Origin of the sequence: Citrobacter sp. RHBSTW-00599, assembly GCF_013784065.1 — a bacterium.
Classification (GTDB): Bacteria; Pseudomonadota; Gammaproteobacteria; order Enterobacterales; family Enterobacteriaceae; genus Citrobacter; species Citrobacter braakii.
In genome coordinates this window covers 193,007-209,592 of the sequence record NZ_CP056717.1, presented here as the reverse complement: position 1 = coordinate 209,592, position 16,586 = coordinate 193,007, and the positions used below count along the sequence as shown (strand labels likewise).

Sequence of the window (16,586 nt, the reverse complement as noted above, 5' to 3'; positions counted from 1 at the left end):
GGAATATGTCACAGAATCGTTAACAGTCAGTGGGAAGTGGTGCACAATTTTTGCAGATAAAAGGAAGGTCAATTTTGGTCGGAGAGAGAGGATTACTCGCCACTAATGCAAAAAACCCTGCTCGTTGAGCAGGGTTTTGAATTTGGTCGGTGATAGAGGATTCGAACCTCCGACCCCTTCGTCCCGAACGAAGTGCGCTACCAGGCTGCGCCAATCACCGAATGCGGGGCGCATCTTACTGCTCAGCCGCGCCCCCGTCAATCCCTTAGTATCAAAATGCCATTTGATCGGCGAGAAAGTCAGCAGCCCAATTACTGAGCCGTAACCTTCTTCGCGTCCGGGATACGGCACCAGTTGTTATTCTCGTTAATACCGCCATTTGGCGAGGTATAACCGAGGCAACCCAAGATAGTGTCGTACAGTTCCACATGACGACGCGGCACCTTCATATCAGCTTCTTGCTTCAGGTGTGCAAACGCCTTCGCATGGTCTGGGTCTTCCAGATATTTATCTGACATCCACACCAGCATAGGAACGCGGAACTGCTCTGGCGGAGCCATTTTACGCGGCGTACCGTGCAGGTGCTCACGCTCGTTAATCGACTCACCGTGATCGGCGGCGTAGAACACTATCGCTTTCTTATCCCGCAGTTGATCAAACACTTTGGTAATAAAGTGATCAACATAGGTTACCGAGTTATCAAAAGAGTTAATCATCTCGGCTTTCGAGCAACCGCTATCCACATTGACACACTCCGGCTTCCACTGCGCATAGTCGCGGGTGTAGCGCTGCGTGTAGTTAAAATGCGAACCTTTGGTATGCAGAATAATCAGACGTTTGCCATCATCGTCATTCGGTTGCAGAGACTGCTGCATTTCGGTAATCAACAGCATATCGTCAACGTTCTTGCCACGGTTACGCGGCTCTGCGCCAATCTGCTCTCGGTAAGCGATGTTCTCCGCCATAGTATTGCTGTAGAACCACATCTCGCTTTGCATCGCGTAGAGGTCTGTCTTGAACCCTAACTGACCGAGCACGGAAAAGACGTTTTGTTCTTTCAGGGTACGCTGCGGGTTTTCTTCCGCCCCACCTTCACGCACAAACATACAGCGCAGCGAAAGCTTGGTCGCTGTGTCACAGGAATATCCACGGAACGCGGCCAGGTTTTTCTCCTGGGCGAGCCTTGGCGTGGTATTTCGCTCATAGCCAAAAATCCCCATATGGTCCCAGCGGGTGGTTTCGCCGATAATAAAGACCACATAGGTGTCGTCGAGGTTCTTGGGCTCAACATAGGTAAATTTCTTCGCCGGGTTCATCAGCGATTTGTTGTCTGAGGATTCATCCACCTGTGCCCAGGCGTACAAACCCAGCGCAGAGAGCCAGTTTGACGGCAAATAAGAGTTCGCCACAACCCCGCCATAGCTGGGTAAATCGATACCAGTTTCTCGCTCCACGCTTCTCTGTTGCATGCTCAGCAGGCGAATGGGTACCCATACCATCAGGCCAGCCAGTAAAACTACCGCTACGCTACGCCACCTCATGCCCGGTGTACGAATTTGTCTCATCAACGTGTAGCGGCAGCGGTTACTCCAAATCAGCACCAAGGGAATAATACTGACCGAAACCAGCCACACGATGAAATGCCAGCCGACGACTTCTTTCGATAAATCAATATCCGTGGTCATTACGGAGGCGATAATACCGTAACCAATTACCACGTTCAGGAAGGTCATATAATAACTGGCGCCGGCAGAACACAGCACCACACAGGTTGCCAGGACACGCCAGGCGCGGCGGCCAAACAAAGAGAGAAGGCGTAGTAAAAAGAAGGTCACCAGCACAGTGCCGGCCAATTCAACAACCGCGGAGAGTCCTTTCCAGACGGTAAAATCGTGCGCATATCCGCTAAAGCGACGGAAAAATACAGCACAGTTCATAAACAAACCGATATAGATTGCCAGCAAGAAACTGAGTTTCTGCTGCGTCATCGACTTAATGTATCTCATGCAAACAAACCCTGGAAATCGGGATAAAAAACCCTGAGCAGCGATCAATCAGACCTGACAGAGGAAAAATGCGACAACAGCAGAGGTGAAATGTCTACGGGCGCGGGTAAGTAGACCACAGGAGGGAGCAAAAGTGCTTATAGAGAATGAAAATGGCGCATAAATTTTTGTAAATATATGCGCCAGGTATTAATCATACTAATAATAGATTTAGGCGTGCGCCTCGGTATAGACGCTACGTTGTGGCTGACGAATAGTGGTAGAAAGCGCCAGCGAAATGATTAACAGCGCAAAGATGACGCAGAAGGTCACATAGAACCCGCCAAACAACGAGGCGATAATGGAACCGCAAATGCTACCGATACCGAAGCCCAGGTAAATAACACCGTAGTTTTTAGCCAGGTTATTCAGACCGAAGAACTCGCTGACCAGTGACGGGAATACGGTGATGGTGCCGCCAAAGTTAAATGCGACACAGGCAATTGCCATAAAGAAGGTTACGTCATTCAGCGGTGCGAACAACAGTGCAGCCATACCGACCAGCGAAACGACCTGACCAATGGTGATCACGCGAATACGGGAGATTTTATCGGACAGAATCCCCAGCACCAGACGACCCGACAGGTTCGCGATAGAAATGACGGTAACCGCATTCGCCGCCGTCGCCACATCCATATGCGCCAGGCTTTGTGCGATATCTTTCGCCACGCCAATGACGTACAGACCGCTCATACACGCTGTCAGGAACATGACTGCCAGCATCCAGTACTGCGGTTTGCGCATGGATTGCGCCAGGGTGTAGTCGTTCTCAACCACGCCATTCTTCGCTTTCACTTCCTGATTCGGCGCATCTTTCATCAGCGTGGAGCCAAAGACGATCATCACCAGTACGATCGCACCCCAAATCATGAAGGTTTTTTCCAGGCCCACGGTGCTCAGCAGTTGGCTGTCGATAAATTTAAAACCGAGGCTGCCAAGGCCATAAGAACCGATGGCAAAGGCGGAAATCAGCCCTTTACGCTCAGGGAACCATTTTACGCAGTTGGAAAGCGTTAACAGGTAACCTGCGCCATCCGCCAGACCAACCAGCACACCAGCGCTCAGCCACAGCATAATCAGGCTGTTGGAATGGGCGGTTAAGAAGAAACCGACGCCGAGTAAAATACCGGAGGCCATGGTGACGCGTTTCACGCCAAAACGTTCCTGCAGCTTGCCGGCAACGGAAGAGGAAATCGCCAGCCCGAGGCTCAGCAGGCCAAAGGAAAATGCCACCTGACTTACCGGCGCATCGAGCTTAGAAGAGAGCGCGCCATTAAACAGGCTCCAGGTATAAACAGAACCTAAAGCAAATTGGGTAATAATCGTGCCGATCAGTGTTAGCCAGCGAGTACGCTGATAATCAGAAGTTTTCATGGCAGTCTTCCTGCATAAGCAAAATGGGAAATTCTCTGCCAACAACCATACCGAAGCGCTTTTATGGCCAGGAGAAAACGGCATGAAATGCCGCCAGGACGGAATGAAATGCCTGGAATGCGGAATGAATGACGAGACAAAAAGTCGGGTTACTGAATTTTATCGTAAGAGTTAGTACACGCTATCGCTGAGGGGCGTGTGATTGTTGATCTCAATATGTAACAGAGATGTTTATATGATGATTGTTTGCGTTAAAATTTGGCACTCACTCCCATGGTGTACATATAGTCGCTGTTATTGGCGCTATTTTCCGCCTGCGAAAGCGCCGCGTAAGCCGCCATGTGCCGGTTCAACAGCATATCTGCGCCAACGGTAACATCCAGCCAGTTACCGTCTTGACCCGCCGCCGTCATGCGACTGAGGCCCGACTGCGCTTTCCAGATATTCTCGCCAAACTGCTGGTTATAGCTGATTTGTGCCCACGGTCGCACATCACCGAACTGAGAATTGACTCGCCAGCCTAACGTGCTGACGCTGGCATGCCACAGCGGATCGTTCTGCGTTACCGACGTCACGCTATCGCCAAATTCGTTGTAAGTAGACGTGGTCGAACCGTCATAATGCAGCGCGGCCACCGGACCGGTCGTCACCTGCCCTGAAAGCGGAAAGTTCCAGCCCATACTCATGCCGCTGGTCGCATCCATAGGCGTTTCATCCGCCAGATTCACCACGGGACCCGCCACGTTTTGAGTGGAGCGAATACGTTCTTCCAGAATGTCGTTATAACGTGGTTGGTGATCGCTGTCCCATGTATAACGTTCAGCCGTATGCCCTGACATCGCATCAACGATATATTCTTGTTGCCAGCCATATGCTGTATTGATGAACAGCGCACAAACTACGACGCTCGCCAGAGTTAACCTTTGGCGACCACTACTGTTTCTTATAATCATCAACGCGACTCCAGAAAAGAGCCGAATTCGGCGATATTATTGTCATTGTGTGAAGGATATCGGGCCCATCAGGCCCTGTATTAAATATTGTCTTTTTAGCTGGCGCGTCAAGGCGGGCCGAATGAAATTTTTACGCCAGTAAAAACAGCGAGGAAGAATATGCAGCGTTGCGGATGGGTCAGCCAGGACCCACTTTACATTGCCTACCACGACAAGGAATGGGGCGTCCCCGAAACAGATGGCAACAAGCTGTTCGAAATGATCTGTCTGGAAGGCCAACAGGCCGGTTTATCGTGGATCACCGTGCTAAAGAAACGGGAAAATTATCGCCACGCCTTCCACCATTTTGACCCGGAAAAAGTGGCGGCCATGACCGAAGAGGATGTGGAAAGACTGGTACTGGATGCTGGCATTATTCGCCATCGAGGAAAAATTCAGGCCATTATCGGCAACGCTCGCGCCTTTCTGACCATGGCGCAAAACGGAGAATCGTTTAGCGAGTTCGTCTGGTCGTTTGTTGATAACCAACCGCAACTGACCCGCGCCGCCAACCTGAGCGATATTCCCACCTCTACACCTGCGTCAGATGCACTGTCTAAAGCGTTAAAAAAACGCGGATTTAAGTTTGTCGGCACCACCATCTGTTACTCCTTTATGCAGGCATGCGGCCTGGTCAATGACCATGTCACCACCTGTATCTGTTACCCGGGAGAACAACATGATTCGTGAATCAAAGGCTGACGATCTACCGTCGATTCTGGCGCTGTGGATGGAAAGCACGATCCATGCCCATCCGTTTATCGAAGAACGCTACTGGCGCGAAAGTGAATCCATCGTGCGGGATGTTTACCTGCCAGCCGCACAAACCTGGGTATGGGAAGAAGAAGGGGTGCTCAAAGGCTTTGCCAGCGTCATTGACGACCGCTTTCTCGGCGCGCTGTTCGTCGCGCCTGCCGCCATCAGAAGCGGGATCGGCAAAGCGCTGGTGCAGCATGTGCAGCAGCGCTTTTCGTTACTCAGCCTCGAGGTCTACCAGAAGAATCAATCAGCGGTGAACTTCTACCATGCGCTGGGTTTTCGCATTGAAGATGGCGCATGGCAGGAAGAGACTCACCATCCCACGTGGATTATGGGCTGGCAGGCGGATCAAACGCCGTAAGCGTCAACGTTGGTCCGCTGTATTTTTCGAGCCACGCCAGCGCAGTGTTGCCCGCACAGCCATTCCCCAGCTTCGAGCTGGGGAGATCTTTGGTCAGCACGTTGACGGCGCCATTTTTACAAATACCGTTGGCGGCAAGATCCAAATCAGGCCAGGCGCCCTCATGAATACAGATGACACCGGGTTTAATTCCCGTCGTCACGACCGCTCCCGCCAGAACGTGCCCACGCTGGTTCCACACTCTGACCGTGTCGCCATCCGCAATACCGCGCGCTTTGGCATCCTGCGGATGAATCGTGACGGGCTCACGATCCGCTACCGCATACTGTTCGCGCAACGCGCTGTAATTTAGCTGACTGTGCAAACGGTGCGCCGGATGGGCGGAAAGCAGCTGTAACTGGCCCGGCTCGGCGTTACCGAACCACTCATCCGGCTCCAGCCACATCGGATGCCCCGCACAGTCCGCGTAACCGTAACCGGCAATCCTCGCGGAGTAGATTTCAATTTTACCGCTGTCCGTTTTCAGCGGATGCGCCTGTGGGTTGCGGCGAAAATCCGCGAAACGGATAAACTCCGCGCTGGCGGCGTTTTCCGGCATTTCGATCAGCGCATTCCGCTGCCAAAACTCGGTGAATGGCGGCAACGTCACCTGCTGGCTAGCCCCACGCTGCCCGGCAATGTTGTAAAAAGTCTCCAGCCATTCCAGCTCGCTTTTGCCTTCGGTAAATCGCTCATATCCGCCCTTCTCCCAGCGTTCACTCAGCTCGGCAAAGACATCAAAATCATTTCGCGCTTCAGCCTGCGGCGATACAACCTGCTTCATCGGCACCAGATGCTGGTTGCTGTAATCGCCGGTCATGGTCAAATCATTACGCTCAAAAGACGTCGTCGCCGGCAGCACGATATCGGCATGCTTCGCTGCGGCTGTCCAGAAACACTCCGAGATAACCACCAGCTCCGGTTTTTGCCAGGCGCGAATCAGACGGTTGGTGTCCTGATGATGGGTGAAGTTGGCGCCGCCCGCCCACCACAGCATACGGATGTCCGGGAAATGGCGGTCCATACCGTTGTGCTGATAAAAACCACCGGGGTTCTCCAGCGCTTCAACAATTCGCGCCACCGGGATTTTATCTACCGCGTCGGTACCGTTTTTAACGCTGCCCTGCATTGAAGCCAGCACCGCAGCACGGCGCGTTGGGTTGCCGCCGTTGGCAAAATGGTACGACAGCCCAAAGCCCCCGCCAGGTGTCCCGATTTGCCCGAGCATGGCAGCCAGCGTGACAATCATCCAGTGTTTCTGCTCGCCATACTGCTGGCGTTGCATACCCCACCCCGCCATCAGCATGGTGGTGTTTTGGTGAAATATCGCCGCAAGTTCACGTATTTTCGCCGCCGGAACACCACAAATTCCCGCGGCCCATTCTGCCGTTTTTGCAACATCGTCAGATTTGCCCAGCAGATAGTCGGCAAAACGGTCATATCCGGTCGTACACCGGGCAAGAAAGTCCGCGTCGTGCCAGCCGTTTTCCACCAGCGTATGCGCGATACCCAGCATCAGCGCCACGTCGGTCCCCATATGCGGAGCGATCCATTCCATCTTCTCGCCAAAGAAATCGACGCTTTCCGATCGCATCGGATCGATACAGATCAACCGCTTCCCGCTGCCACGCAGTGCCTCAAAGTAAGCGAGGCCCTGCTCGTCGGAGGCGTTCCAGGCAATTTTCAGGGTATTCAGTGGATTGGCGCTCCATAACACCACCACTTCGCTGTTCTCCAGCACCACCGGCCAACTGGTCTGCTGCTGGTAAACTTCGTTACCGCCCACCACGTACGGCATGATGGCCTGCGCAGCGCCTGTCGAGTAATCCCCCAGATGCCCGGTATAACCGCCCGCCAGCGCCATATAACGCTGTAGCAGGGTTGCGGCTTTGTGTAACACGCCGTTGGAACGCCAGCCGTAGGAACCGGCAAAAATCGAGGCCGGGCCGTAGCTGTCACGGATGCGTTTATGCTGCGTATGGATAAGATTCAGCGCGTCGTCCCAACTGACACGAACAAATTCATCCTGCCCGCGCACCCCCTGCGGATCCTCCGGCGAGGCGAGAAAGCCTTTACGCACCATGGGAAAACGTACCCGCGTTTTACTGTGTACCTGGTCGCGCACCACGGTTTGCAAAGAGTTGGGATGGGCGGTGGGCAGCGCGCCGCGAGAGGAGAAAACTGTCTCGCCATCGGTTTCGACGAGAATAGGTCCCCAGTGGGCGGCGGTTAACACCGAGTAATGTGCGGGTGAATTAGCCAAGATGGCGCTCCTGAATGCGATGTGACGGCTTATTTATTATGCCGTTCAATGTTACTTACAAATTTCAGAGTCTTCCCTGGAATTTTCTTCATGTTCACACGTCATAATCAACCGCCACGGTCGCTGTGGCAAAGAAGAAAAAGTCATTAAGGAATTAAGATGAAGAAACGTGTTTTTGTTATTGCTGCCATCGTGAGCGGCGCCCTGGCGGTTTCTGGCTGCACAACAAACCCTTACACCGGCGAACGCGAAGCGGGTAAATCCGGCATTGGCGCGGGTATTGGCTCTCTGGTCGGCGCGGGTATTGGCGCACTCTCTTCTTCGAAGAAAGATCGCGGCAAAGGCGCGCTGATTGGTGCGGCGGCTGGCGCGGCCGTTGGCGGCGGTGTCGGCTATTACATGGACGTGCAGGAAGCAAAACTGCGCGACAAAATGCAGGGAACGGGCGTCAGCGTGACGCGCAGTGGCGATAACATCATCCTGAATATGCCAAATAACGTCACCTTCGACAGCAACAGCAGCAACCTGAAACCTGCGGGTGCCAACACCCTGACCGGCGTGGCAATGGTACTGAAAGAGTACAATAAAACCGCCGTCAACGTGCTCGGCTTCACCGACAGCACCGGCAGTCAGGATCTAAATATGCGCCTGTCGCAGCAGCGCGCGGACTCTGTGGCCAGCGCCTTAATCACTCAAGGCGTCGCCGCTAACCGTATCCGCACTCAGGGTATGGGCCCGGCAAACCCGATCGCCAGTAACAGCACGGCGGAAGGTAAAGCACAAAACCGCCGCGTAGAGATCACCTTAAGCCCGCTCCAGTAACGTTTTGTGCCGGATAATGGCAGCGTCTTATCCGGCATGAAGCACTTGCCATCGTTGATTTTCGCGTTAAGGTGTTGTCACCAAATTTAGGGAAATCAGCGATGAGCAAATCAACACGGGCAACCATCAGCGATGTGGCGAAAGCCGCAAAAACCGGCAAGACCAGCATTTCACGCTACCTCAACGGTGAAAAGCACCTGCTTTCCGACGCGCTACTGGCCCGCATTGAACAAGCCATTGCCGATCTCGACTACCGTCCCAGCCTGATGGCAAGAGGCCTGAAACACGGTCGTACCCGTCTGATTGGTCTGATCATCGCCGATATTACTAATCCCTACTCCGTCAACGTGTTAAGCGGGATTGAAGCCGCCTGTCGCGATAAGGGCTTTACCCCGCTGGTGTGTAACACCAACAACGAAGTGGATCAGGAGCTGCATTATCTCGACCTGCTGCGCAGCTACCAGGTCGAAGGGATTGTGGTCAACGCCGTTGGAATGCGCGAAGAGGGGCTGAACCGCCTGCAACAGTCTGCGCTACCGATGGTACTGATTGACCGTAAAATCCCCGATTTCGCCTGTGATATGGTCGGGCTGGATAACACCCAGGCGGCAACGGTTGCCACTGAACATCTGGTCGAGCAAGGCTTTGAAGCCATCCTGTTCCTCAGCGAACCGCTGGGCATGGTGAATACCCGCCGCGAACGCCTGAGCGCTTTTCGCGCCACGCTCGCACAGTACCCCGGCGTTATCGCGCAAAATGCCGAAGTCCCGCTAACGGACAATACGCAACTGGATGACACGCTGCGCCAGTTTCACCAGCAGCATCGGGGGATGCGCAAAGCCGTTATCTCTGCCAACGGCGCTCTCACGCTGCAGGTTGCCCGCGCCCTGAAGCGCATTGGCCTTAACTGGGGCAGCGATATCGGCCTGCTCGGTTTTGACGAACTGGAATGGGCGGAGCTGGCGGGCGTCGGTATCACCACGTTGAAACAACCCACATGGCAGATTGGCTACACCGCCGTTGAGCAGGTTGTACGCCGAATTGATGGCGGCTCTGCTGCCATTCAGGAACAGGTATTCTCCGGCGAGCTGATCGTGCGCGGCTCAACCGCCCGTTAAATTTCCTTCGTGATGGTGATCATAAATTCGACATCATGAGCTTTTCTTTGGAACCGGTTCCATCTAGCGTTATAACAAGAATGCTAGTCTGGAGTTTCCATGAAAAGAAAAATTATGGTGGTTACCGCCGCCTACGGCTACGACCAGGTGCGGGCCGCAGGCGGGCAAACGGCAATGTTGCCCATCATTGCCGAAGCCGGTGCTGACGGCGTCGAAATCCGCCGCGAGTTATTAACCGACGCCGAGCTGAAAACGCTGTCCACAATGGCCTCTGCAATCGAACTCTTCGGCCTGCTGGCCTGTTATTCAGCGCCTGAACCGTTATTCCTTGAGGATGGGAACCTGAATCCCCGACTTCCGCAGCTCCTCGAAGAAGCGCAGGCCCTACAGGCACTGTGGTTAAAAGTCTCTCTCGGTCATTTTTCCCATACCGAACAGTTCGACGATTTACGTGAATGGCTGGACAACAGCGGTATGGAGCTGGTTGTGGAAAACGATCAGACCGCCTGCGGACGCCTGCAGCCGATGCAACGTTTCAATGAAGCCTGTCAGACGCAAAACCTGCCGATATCTCTGACTTTCGATATGGGCAACTGGCTGTGGGTTGGCGACTCCCCGGAACAGGCCGCGCAGAACCTGGCGCCAACCGTCGGATATATCCATGTCAAAGCCGCAGTTACGCATCGCGATAACTACCGTGCCGTACCGCCTGATGAAGCAGATTCACGCTGGCTGGCGCTGTTAAAAACGCTGCCCAACGATGTTCCGCGCGGTATTGAGTTCCCCCTGGAAGGGCAGGATTTGACGGCGGTTACCCGCCACTACGTCGAGCTGTTACGCAAGGAGTAACACATGAAAAATTCACTGGATGCGGTCACTATTGGTGAAGCGATGGCGATGTTTGTCGCCACGCAAACCGGCGAACTGACGGATGTAGAGCAGTTTATCAAGCGCGTTGCAGGCGCTGAACTCAACGTGGCGACCGGTCTTGCTCGTCTGGGCCTGAAGGTCGGCTGGGTGAGCCGCGTAGGCAACGACAGTTTTGGTCGTTTTATCGTTAAGTCGCTGGAAAAAGAAGGGATAGATGCGCAGGGAGTTACCCAGGACGGGCGTTACGCTACCGGCTTTCAGCTTAAATCTAAGGTCGAAAATGGAACCGATCCCATTGTGGAGTATTTCCGCAAAGGGTCCGCCGCCAGCCACCTCAGCGTTGAGGATTATCACGAGGACTATTTCGCCAGCGCGCGCCACTTACACCTGAGCGGCGTGGCGGCAGCGCTTTCTGCCAGCTCCTATGAACTACTGGCGCACACCGCCCGCACGCTGAAAGCCCAGGGGAAAACCATCTCGTTCGACCCAAATTTGCGTCCGGTGCTGTGGAAAAGCGAAGCCGAGATGGTGGAAAAACTGAACCGGCTGGCATTCCAGGCTGACTGGGTTTTACCTGGATTAAAAGAGGGGATGATTTTAACCGGCCAACAGACGCCTGAAGCCATCGCCGACTTTTATCTGCGTCACGGAGTGAAGGCCGTGATCATCAAAACCGGGGCTGATGGTGCCTGGTACAAAACAACCAGCGGTGAACAAGGTTGCGTTGCACCGGTAAAAGTCGACAACGTGGTCGATACGGTCGGCGCAGGCGATGGCTTTGCCGTGGGCGTTATCAGCGCTCTGCTGGAAGGCCGTTCGCTGCATCAGGCGGTGACCCGCGGCAATAAAATCGGCGCACTGGCCATTCAGGTTCAGGGCGACAGCGAAGGATTACCCACACGTGAACAATTAGGGGAATAAACTCCCGGCCAACTCTGTCTCTGTACCCTACATACAGAGGCGGCGTATCAGCATAACCAGAGGGCAGTCTATGAATAGCTCAACTAATGCAGCAAAACGCTGGTGGTACATTATGCCAATCGTGTTTATCACGTATAGCCTGGCGTACCTTGACCGTGCGAACTTCAGCTTCGCCTCCGCCGCCGGTATCAACGAGGACCTCGGCATTACCAAAGGGATCTCTTCCCTGCTGGGCGCTCTGTTTTTCCTCGGCTATTTCTTCTTTCAGATCCCAGGCGCGATTTACGCAGAACGGCGCAGCGTACGAAAACTGATTTTTGTCTGTCTGATCCTCTGGGGCGCATGCGCGTCGTTAACCGGTATGGTCAGCAATATTCCAATGCTTGCCGCCATCCGCTTTATTCTTGGCGTCGTTGAAGCCGCGGTGATGCCCGCAATGCTGATTTATATCAGCAACTGGTTTACGAAATCCGAGCGCTCGCGCGCTAACACTTTCCTGATCCTCGGTAACCCGGTTACCGTCCTGTGGATGTCTGTGGTTTCCGGTTATCTGATCCAGGCGCTGGGCTGGCGGGAAATGTTTATCATCGAGGGCTTCCCGGCCATCATCTGGGCGTTCTGCTGGTGGGTATTGGTAAAAGACAAACCGTCTCAGGTCGGCTGGCTGTCAGAATCTGAAAAAGCCGCCCTTCAGGCGCAACTGGAAAAAGAGCAGCAAGGCATCAAAGCCGTGCGTAACTATAGCGAGGCCTTCCGCTCACGTAACGTCATCCTGCTGTGCATGCAGTATTTCGCCTGGAGTATTGGCGTCTATGGTTTTGTCCTGTGGCTACCGTCGATTATCCGCAACGGCGGCGCAAATCTGGGCATGGTAGAGGTTGGCTGGCTGTCATCCGTACCTTATCTGGCGGCGACGGCGGCGATGATCCTCGTCTCCTGGGCCTCCGATAAGCTGCAAAACCGTAAACTGTTTGTCTGGCCGCTGTTATTGATAGCCGCTTTCGCTTTTATCGGCTCCTGGGCCGTGGGTGCAGACCACTTCTGGATTTCTTACACGCTGTTAGTTATTGCGGGTGCGGCAATGTACGCCCCATATGGCCCCTTCTTCGCCATCATCCCGGAAATGCTGCCGCGCAACGTCGCCGGGGGTGCAATGGCGCTGATTAACAGCATGGGCGCGCTAGGCTCATTCTTTGGTTCATGGTTTGTCGGCTACCTCAATGGCGCAACCGGCAGCCCATCCGCCTCGTACATTTTTATGGGGGTAGCGCTTTTTGTCTCAGTATGGCTAACTTTAATTGTTAAGCCTGCTAATAATCAGCAATTACCTATTGGCGCACGCCACGCTTAAATTTTAACTTACGGAGATTCGCATGAAGCCGTCCATTATTCTCTATAAAGCGTTACCTGACGATTTACTGCATCGCCTGGAAGAGCATTTTACTGTGACTCATGTGCCTAACCTGCGCCCGGAAACGGTCGCACAGCACGCCGAGGCTTTTGCCAACGCGGAAGGTCTGCTGGGTTCCAGTGAAGCCGTCAATACCGCCCTGCTGGAGAGAATGCCCAGGCTTCGTGCGACATCCACGATTTCCGTAGGCTATGACAACTTCGACGTCGATGCCCTCAACGCGCGCAAGGTGCTGTTGATGCACACGCCAACCGTGCTGACGGAAACTGTCGCCGATACGGTAATGGCGCTGGTGTTAAGCACCGCTCGCCGCGTGGTAGAAGTTGCTGAACGGGTGAAAATTGGCGAGTGGACCAAAAGTATCGGGCCGGACTGGTTTGGTACGGATGTACACCACAAAACGCTGGGGATTGTCGGCATGGGCCGTATTGGTCTGGCGCTGGCGCAACGCGCGCATTTTGGTTTTAGCATGCCGATTCTTTATAACGCGCGCCGTCATCACCAGGAGGCGGAAGAACGCTTCAACGCGCGTTACTGTGACCTCGATACGCTGTTGCAGGAGTCCGATTTTGTCTGCCTGATCCTGCCATTAACCGCAGAAACGCATCATCTGTTTAGTACCGAACAGTTTGCCAAAATGAAGTCCTCCGCCATTTTCATTAACGCCGGGCGTGGGCCAGTGGTCGATGAAAAAGCGCTGATTGCCGCCCTGCAAAGCGGGGAAATTCATGCCGCAGGCTTGGATGTGTTTGAGCAGGAGCCATTACCAGCAGACTCACCGCTATTGGCGCTGCCAAACGTGGTAGCCGTGCCGCACATAGGTTCAGCGACGCACGAAACGCGCTATAACATGGCGGCCTGTGCGGTGGATAACTTAATCGATGCGCTGCAAGGACGCGTTGAGAAGAATTGCGTGAACCCGCAGGTCGCGCCATAAACAAAAGGCCGGGTAGCGCTTACGCTTACCCGGCCTTTTATGTATTACAGCGCCTTCATTACTGAGCGGCATTCACCGCAGCAGTCCAGGCCTGATTAAATGCCTGATGCTGAGAGGCCAACGGGCCAATCAGCGTGTTGTACTGACTTGCCTGCTGTGAAGTTGGGAACTGAATACCGTTAGCGACAAAGCTCACCTGCGTATCCTGCTGTGCCACAAAATCACCGACCTGTACTAACTGCTGCGTGAAGATTTGCGCGGCAGGGATCAGCGGCTGTAGCGCCTCTGAAGGTACAGTGACGACTTTATTGTAGACCTGGTCAAAGACCGGCTTCAGATCCTCGCCCTGCTTCAGCGCGCCATGCGCAGCATCTGCCTGCAGTTTCGCATTCTGCAACTGTTGCCCTAATACACCCAACGCACCATTTGCCTGACGCAGCGGTTCACGCTGAGTCACATAATCCTGAGGAACACGAATCGCATTTACGCTATCAACCACCGGGCGCAGACCGGAGTCCATTGCCTGATTAACCTGCTGCGAATAGCCATACAGAATCGCGTAATCGGACACAAACGGGCCAAACTGTTTTTTCTGATCGGCGGTCAGCGTTGGTAAACGCTCTCCGCTACGCATTGCAGTATTCTGCAGAAAATCGATAAACGCTTTGCGTTGATCGCCTTCTTTATCAAAACACCCACTCAGGCCAACTACCATTAAGAGCGCCAAAACAGGCGCAAACCAGCGAGAGCAGGACTTACCTGTCGCCATTTTAATACTCCTTTCACCCAAAAATGCGCACAACGACACCCGCGTGCCTGACGTTGACAAGGATAGTCCAGGTCAGCCCCGCAAGATACCCTTTCCGCGTAATCTTGTGGGGGAAAATAACCGCTCCCGCCACCCATCGTTTTGCTACACAATGCGCCATTTACCACACGACGTCATATTTTAGTCATCTTTACAATTGGGATCGATCGTTCGCAGATCCCGACCTTTATCAGTTCGTTAGCCTGCAAAAGATTGTCGACCCCGATCCGCTGAAACGAATCCATCACACAAACCTAAAATCCGGCTTCATTTTTTCCGACTACTCTTAATGAGCTTCGATGAAATTCACGATCCCGCTGTGTGATTTGTAGGAGTTCTCAATGGAATACAAAGATCCTATGTTTGAACTGCTGAGCAGTCTGGAGCAGATTGTTTTTAAAGATGTATCGCAGACGGTTACTCTGACGCAAAAAACCAACCCTTTCACCGAATTTGAACAGCTACGACGAGGGACAGGTTTAAAAACAGATGATTTTGCCCGGGTGATGGGCGTGACGGTCGCGACGGTTCATGAATGGGAGTCTAAACGCGTAAAGCCTTCCAATACCGAATTGAAGTTAATGCGCCTGATTCAGGCAGACCCAAGATTAAGTAAACAACTGATGGATTGAACTATTTTTCAATTTTACTTATGAACGGTCCTGTAAAAGGGCCGTTCCCTTAAGGAGGTTATCCACAAAAAAGAAAATAGTAGTTGCATCCACATGCGTAAAATGAGTTAATGCCCTCAACGGTTTGACGTACAGACCATTACAGCAGTTAGTAAGGCAAGTCCCTTCAAGAGTTATCGTTGATACCCTTCGTAGTGAGCATTTCCTTTACTGTTAAAAAATCTGTAAAGCACGCCATATCGCCGAAAGGCACACTTATTTTTTAAAAGGTAATACACTATGTCCGGTAAAATGACTGGTATCGTAAAATGGTTCAACGCTGACAAAGGTTTCGGCTTCATCACTCCTGACGATGGCTCTAAAGACGTGTTCGTACACTTCTCTGCTATCCAGAACGATGGCTACAAATCTCTGGACGAAGGTCAGAAAGTTTCCTTCACCATCGAAAGCGGCGCTAAAGGCCCGGCAGCTGGCAACGTAACCAGCCTGTAAGCTTAATAAGCTCAAAATTCTGAATCCCTGCCAAACGGCGGGGATTTTTTTTTATCTGTACTTCGCAAGACTCCCCGCCCAAACGCTTCTTTGCATTACTTTACCCGTCCTCCCTTTGACCTTTCCCTAAGGGCAAGCTTTATAGTGAGCCAGTCTGTATTCCACAATATTCACAAGGAATTGAAGCTATGTCGAAATCCTCACTGCTGCTGGTTTTAGGTTTGCTCACTACCGCTAGCGCGTTCGCAGCAACTCCGGAAGCTGCTTTTCTGGCGGAACACGGGCTCAGCGGTAAATCCGTCGAGCAAATCGTCGAGACCATTGACCAGTCGCCACAGAACCGCCCGCTGCCGTACTCAGCATCTATCACCAGTACCGAACTGAAGCTCTCTTCGGGCGATCAGATTTATACCCTACCGCTCGGTGACAAGTTCTATCTGTCATTTGCCCCTTATGAATGGCAAACACATCCTTGCTTCAACCACAGCCTTTCTGGCTGCCAGGGCGAAATGCCGGAGAAGGCATTCAATGTCAAAGTGACGGATAACAAGGGTGAGGTGGTGGTACAAAAAGTGATGAAGAGTGGTCGAAATGGCTTCGTCGGGGTATGGCTACCGCGCAATATGGCAGGCACAATCGCGGTAAGTTACAACGGTAAAACGGCAGAGTATCCCATCAAGACGATGGAAGACAGCCAGACCTGTCTGACAAAATTACAGCTGCGCTAACTACATACAAAAAA

Annotated in this window: 17 protein-coding genes and 1 tRNA gene; 12 read left to right on the top strand and 6 right to left on the bottom strand. The window is 53.1% G+C overall.

Annotated elements, in window-relative coordinates; all coding sequences use genetic code 11:
* Positions 1–143: 143 nt before the first annotated feature.
* The 3 genes from HV243_RS00990 to HV243_RS00980 form a co-directional block, all read right to left on the bottom strand.
* Positions 144–220 (bottom strand) — tRNA-Pro (locus tag HV243_RS00990).
* A gap of 91 nt (positions 221–311) precedes the next feature.
* Entirely contained in the window at positions 312–2,006 is a 1,695-nt protein-coding gene (gene eptB, locus HV243_RS00985; protein ID WP_053388699.1) for a kdo(2)-lipid A phosphoethanolamine 7''-transferase, read from the bottom strand.
* A gap of 210 nt (positions 2,007–2,216) precedes the next feature.
* Positions 2,217–3,419 (bottom strand): MFS transporter, encoded by a 1,203-nt coding sequence (locus HV243_RS00980; RefSeq protein ID WP_016154906.1) that lies wholly within the window; start codon positions 3,417–3,419, stop codon positions 2,217–2,219.
* Here HV243_RS00980 and HV243_RS00975 point away from each other — a divergent pair.
* Positions 3,418–3,594 (top strand): hypothetical protein, encoded by a 177-nt coding sequence (locus HV243_RS00975; RefSeq protein ID WP_165500021.1) that lies wholly within the window; start codon positions 3,418–3,420, stop codon positions 3,592–3,594. The two genes, HV243_RS00980 and HV243_RS00975, sit on opposite strands and share 2 nt — an antisense overlap.
* Before the next feature lie 76 nt (positions 3,595–3,670).
* On the opposite strand, the gene HV243_RS00970 is transcribed toward HV243_RS00975, so the two are convergent.
* Positions 3,671–4,372 (bottom strand): autotransporter outer membrane beta-barrel domain-containing protein, encoded by a 702-nt coding sequence (locus HV243_RS00970; protein WP_053388700.1) that lies wholly within the window; start codon positions 4,370–4,372, stop codon positions 3,671–3,673.
* Between the two features lie 159 nt (positions 4,373–4,531).
* Here HV243_RS00970 and tag point away from each other — a divergent pair, with 159 nt between their 5' ends.
* Together tag and HV243_RS00960 are read left to right on the top strand one after the other, a co-directional pair.
* Complete coding sequence (gene tag / locus HV243_RS00965) at positions 4,532–5,101, top strand: DNA-3-methyladenine glycosylase I (RefSeq protein WP_016154908.1); 570 nt, start codon at positions 4,532–4,534, stop codon at positions 5,099–5,101.
* Positions 5,091–5,531, top strand: a complete 441-nt coding sequence (locus HV243_RS00960; protein ID WP_016157718.1) for an N-acetyltransferase — start codon at positions 5,091–5,093, stop codon at positions 5,529–5,531. Before tag ends, HV243_RS00960 begins: the two co-directional genes overlap by 11 nt.
* Here HV243_RS00960 and HV243_RS00955 read toward each other — a convergent pair.
* Complete coding sequence (locus HV243_RS00955; protein WP_047358206.1) at positions 5,500–7,833, bottom strand: molybdopterin guanine dinucleotide-containing S/N-oxide reductase; 2,334 nt, start codon at positions 7,831–7,833, stop codon at positions 5,500–5,502. The two genes, HV243_RS00960 and HV243_RS00955, sit on opposite strands and share 32 nt — an antisense overlap.
* Before the next feature lie 159 nt (positions 7,834–7,992).
* On the opposite strand from HV243_RS00955, the gene HV243_RS00950 reads away from it, so the two are divergent.
* The 6 genes from HV243_RS00950 (at position 7,993) to ghrB (ending at position 13,912) form a co-directional block, all read left to right on the top strand.
* Entirely contained in the window at positions 7,993–8,655 is a 663-nt protein-coding gene (locus HV243_RS00950) for an OmpA family lipoprotein (RefSeq protein WP_016157720.1), read from the top strand.
* A 101-nt stretch (positions 8,656–8,756) separates the two neighbouring features.
* Positions 8,757–9,773, top strand: a complete 1,017-nt coding sequence (locus HV243_RS00945) for a LacI family DNA-binding transcriptional regulator (RefSeq protein WP_005133828.1) — start codon at positions 8,757–8,759, stop codon at positions 9,771–9,773.
* A 99-nt stretch (positions 9,774–9,872) separates the two neighbouring features.
* The gene (locus HV243_RS00940; RefSeq protein WP_053388701.1) at positions 9,873–10,622 is read left to right on the top strand and encodes a xylose isomerase; all 750 of its coding nucleotides are present in this window, start codon (positions 9,873–9,875) and stop codon (positions 10,620–10,622) included.
* A gap of 3 nt (positions 10,623–10,625) precedes the next feature.
* Positions 10,626–11,564, top strand: a complete 939-nt coding sequence (locus HV243_RS00935; protein ID WP_053388702.1) for a sugar kinase — start codon at positions 10,626–10,628, stop codon at positions 11,562–11,564.
* Positions 11,565–11,634: 70 nt separating this feature from the next.
* On the top strand, positions 11,635–12,915 hold the full coding sequence (locus tag HV243_RS00930; protein WP_003827389.1) for an MFS transporter: 1,281 nt from the start codon (positions 11,635–11,637) through the stop codon (positions 12,913–12,915).
* A 22-nt stretch (positions 12,916–12,937) separates the two neighbouring features.
* The gene (gene ghrB / locus HV243_RS00925) at positions 12,938–13,912 is read left to right on the top strand and encodes a glyoxylate/hydroxypyruvate reductase GhrB (protein WP_016154914.1); all 975 of its coding nucleotides are present in this window, start codon (positions 12,938–12,940) and stop codon (positions 13,910–13,912) included.
* Between the two features lie 58 nt (positions 13,913–13,970).
* Here the strand turns inward: ghrB and HV243_RS00920 are convergent, their stop codons facing one another.
* Positions 13,971–14,681 (bottom strand): DUF3053 domain-containing protein, encoded by a 711-nt coding sequence (locus tag HV243_RS00920; protein WP_016154915.1) that lies wholly within the window; start codon positions 14,679–14,681, stop codon positions 13,971–13,973.
* A 380-nt stretch (positions 14,682–15,061) separates the two neighbouring features.
* On the opposite strand from HV243_RS00920, the gene HV243_RS00915 reads away from it, so the two are divergent.
* From HV243_RS00915 to cueP, 3 genes are all read left to right on the top strand, one after another.
* Positions 15,062–15,352 carry an HTH-type transcriptional regulator gene (locus tag HV243_RS00915; protein WP_016157726.1) on the top strand — a complete coding sequence of 97 codons (291 nt, stop codon included), beginning with the start codon at positions 15,062–15,064 and terminating at the stop codon, positions 15,350–15,352.
* A gap of 279 nt (positions 15,353–15,631) precedes the next feature.
* Complete coding sequence (gene cspA / locus HV243_RS00910; RefSeq protein WP_000014594.1) at positions 15,632–15,844, top strand: RNA chaperone/antiterminator CspA; 213 nt, start codon at positions 15,632–15,634, stop codon at positions 15,842–15,844.
* A gap of 188 nt (positions 15,845–16,032) precedes the next feature.
* Positions 16,033–16,572, top strand: coding sequence for a copper-binding periplasmic metallochaperone CueP (cueP, locus tag HV243_RS00905; protein WP_016157727.1), 540 nt, complete (start codon positions 16,033–16,035; stop codon positions 16,570–16,572).
* The last annotated feature ends 14 nt before the right edge of the window (positions 16,573–16,586 follow it).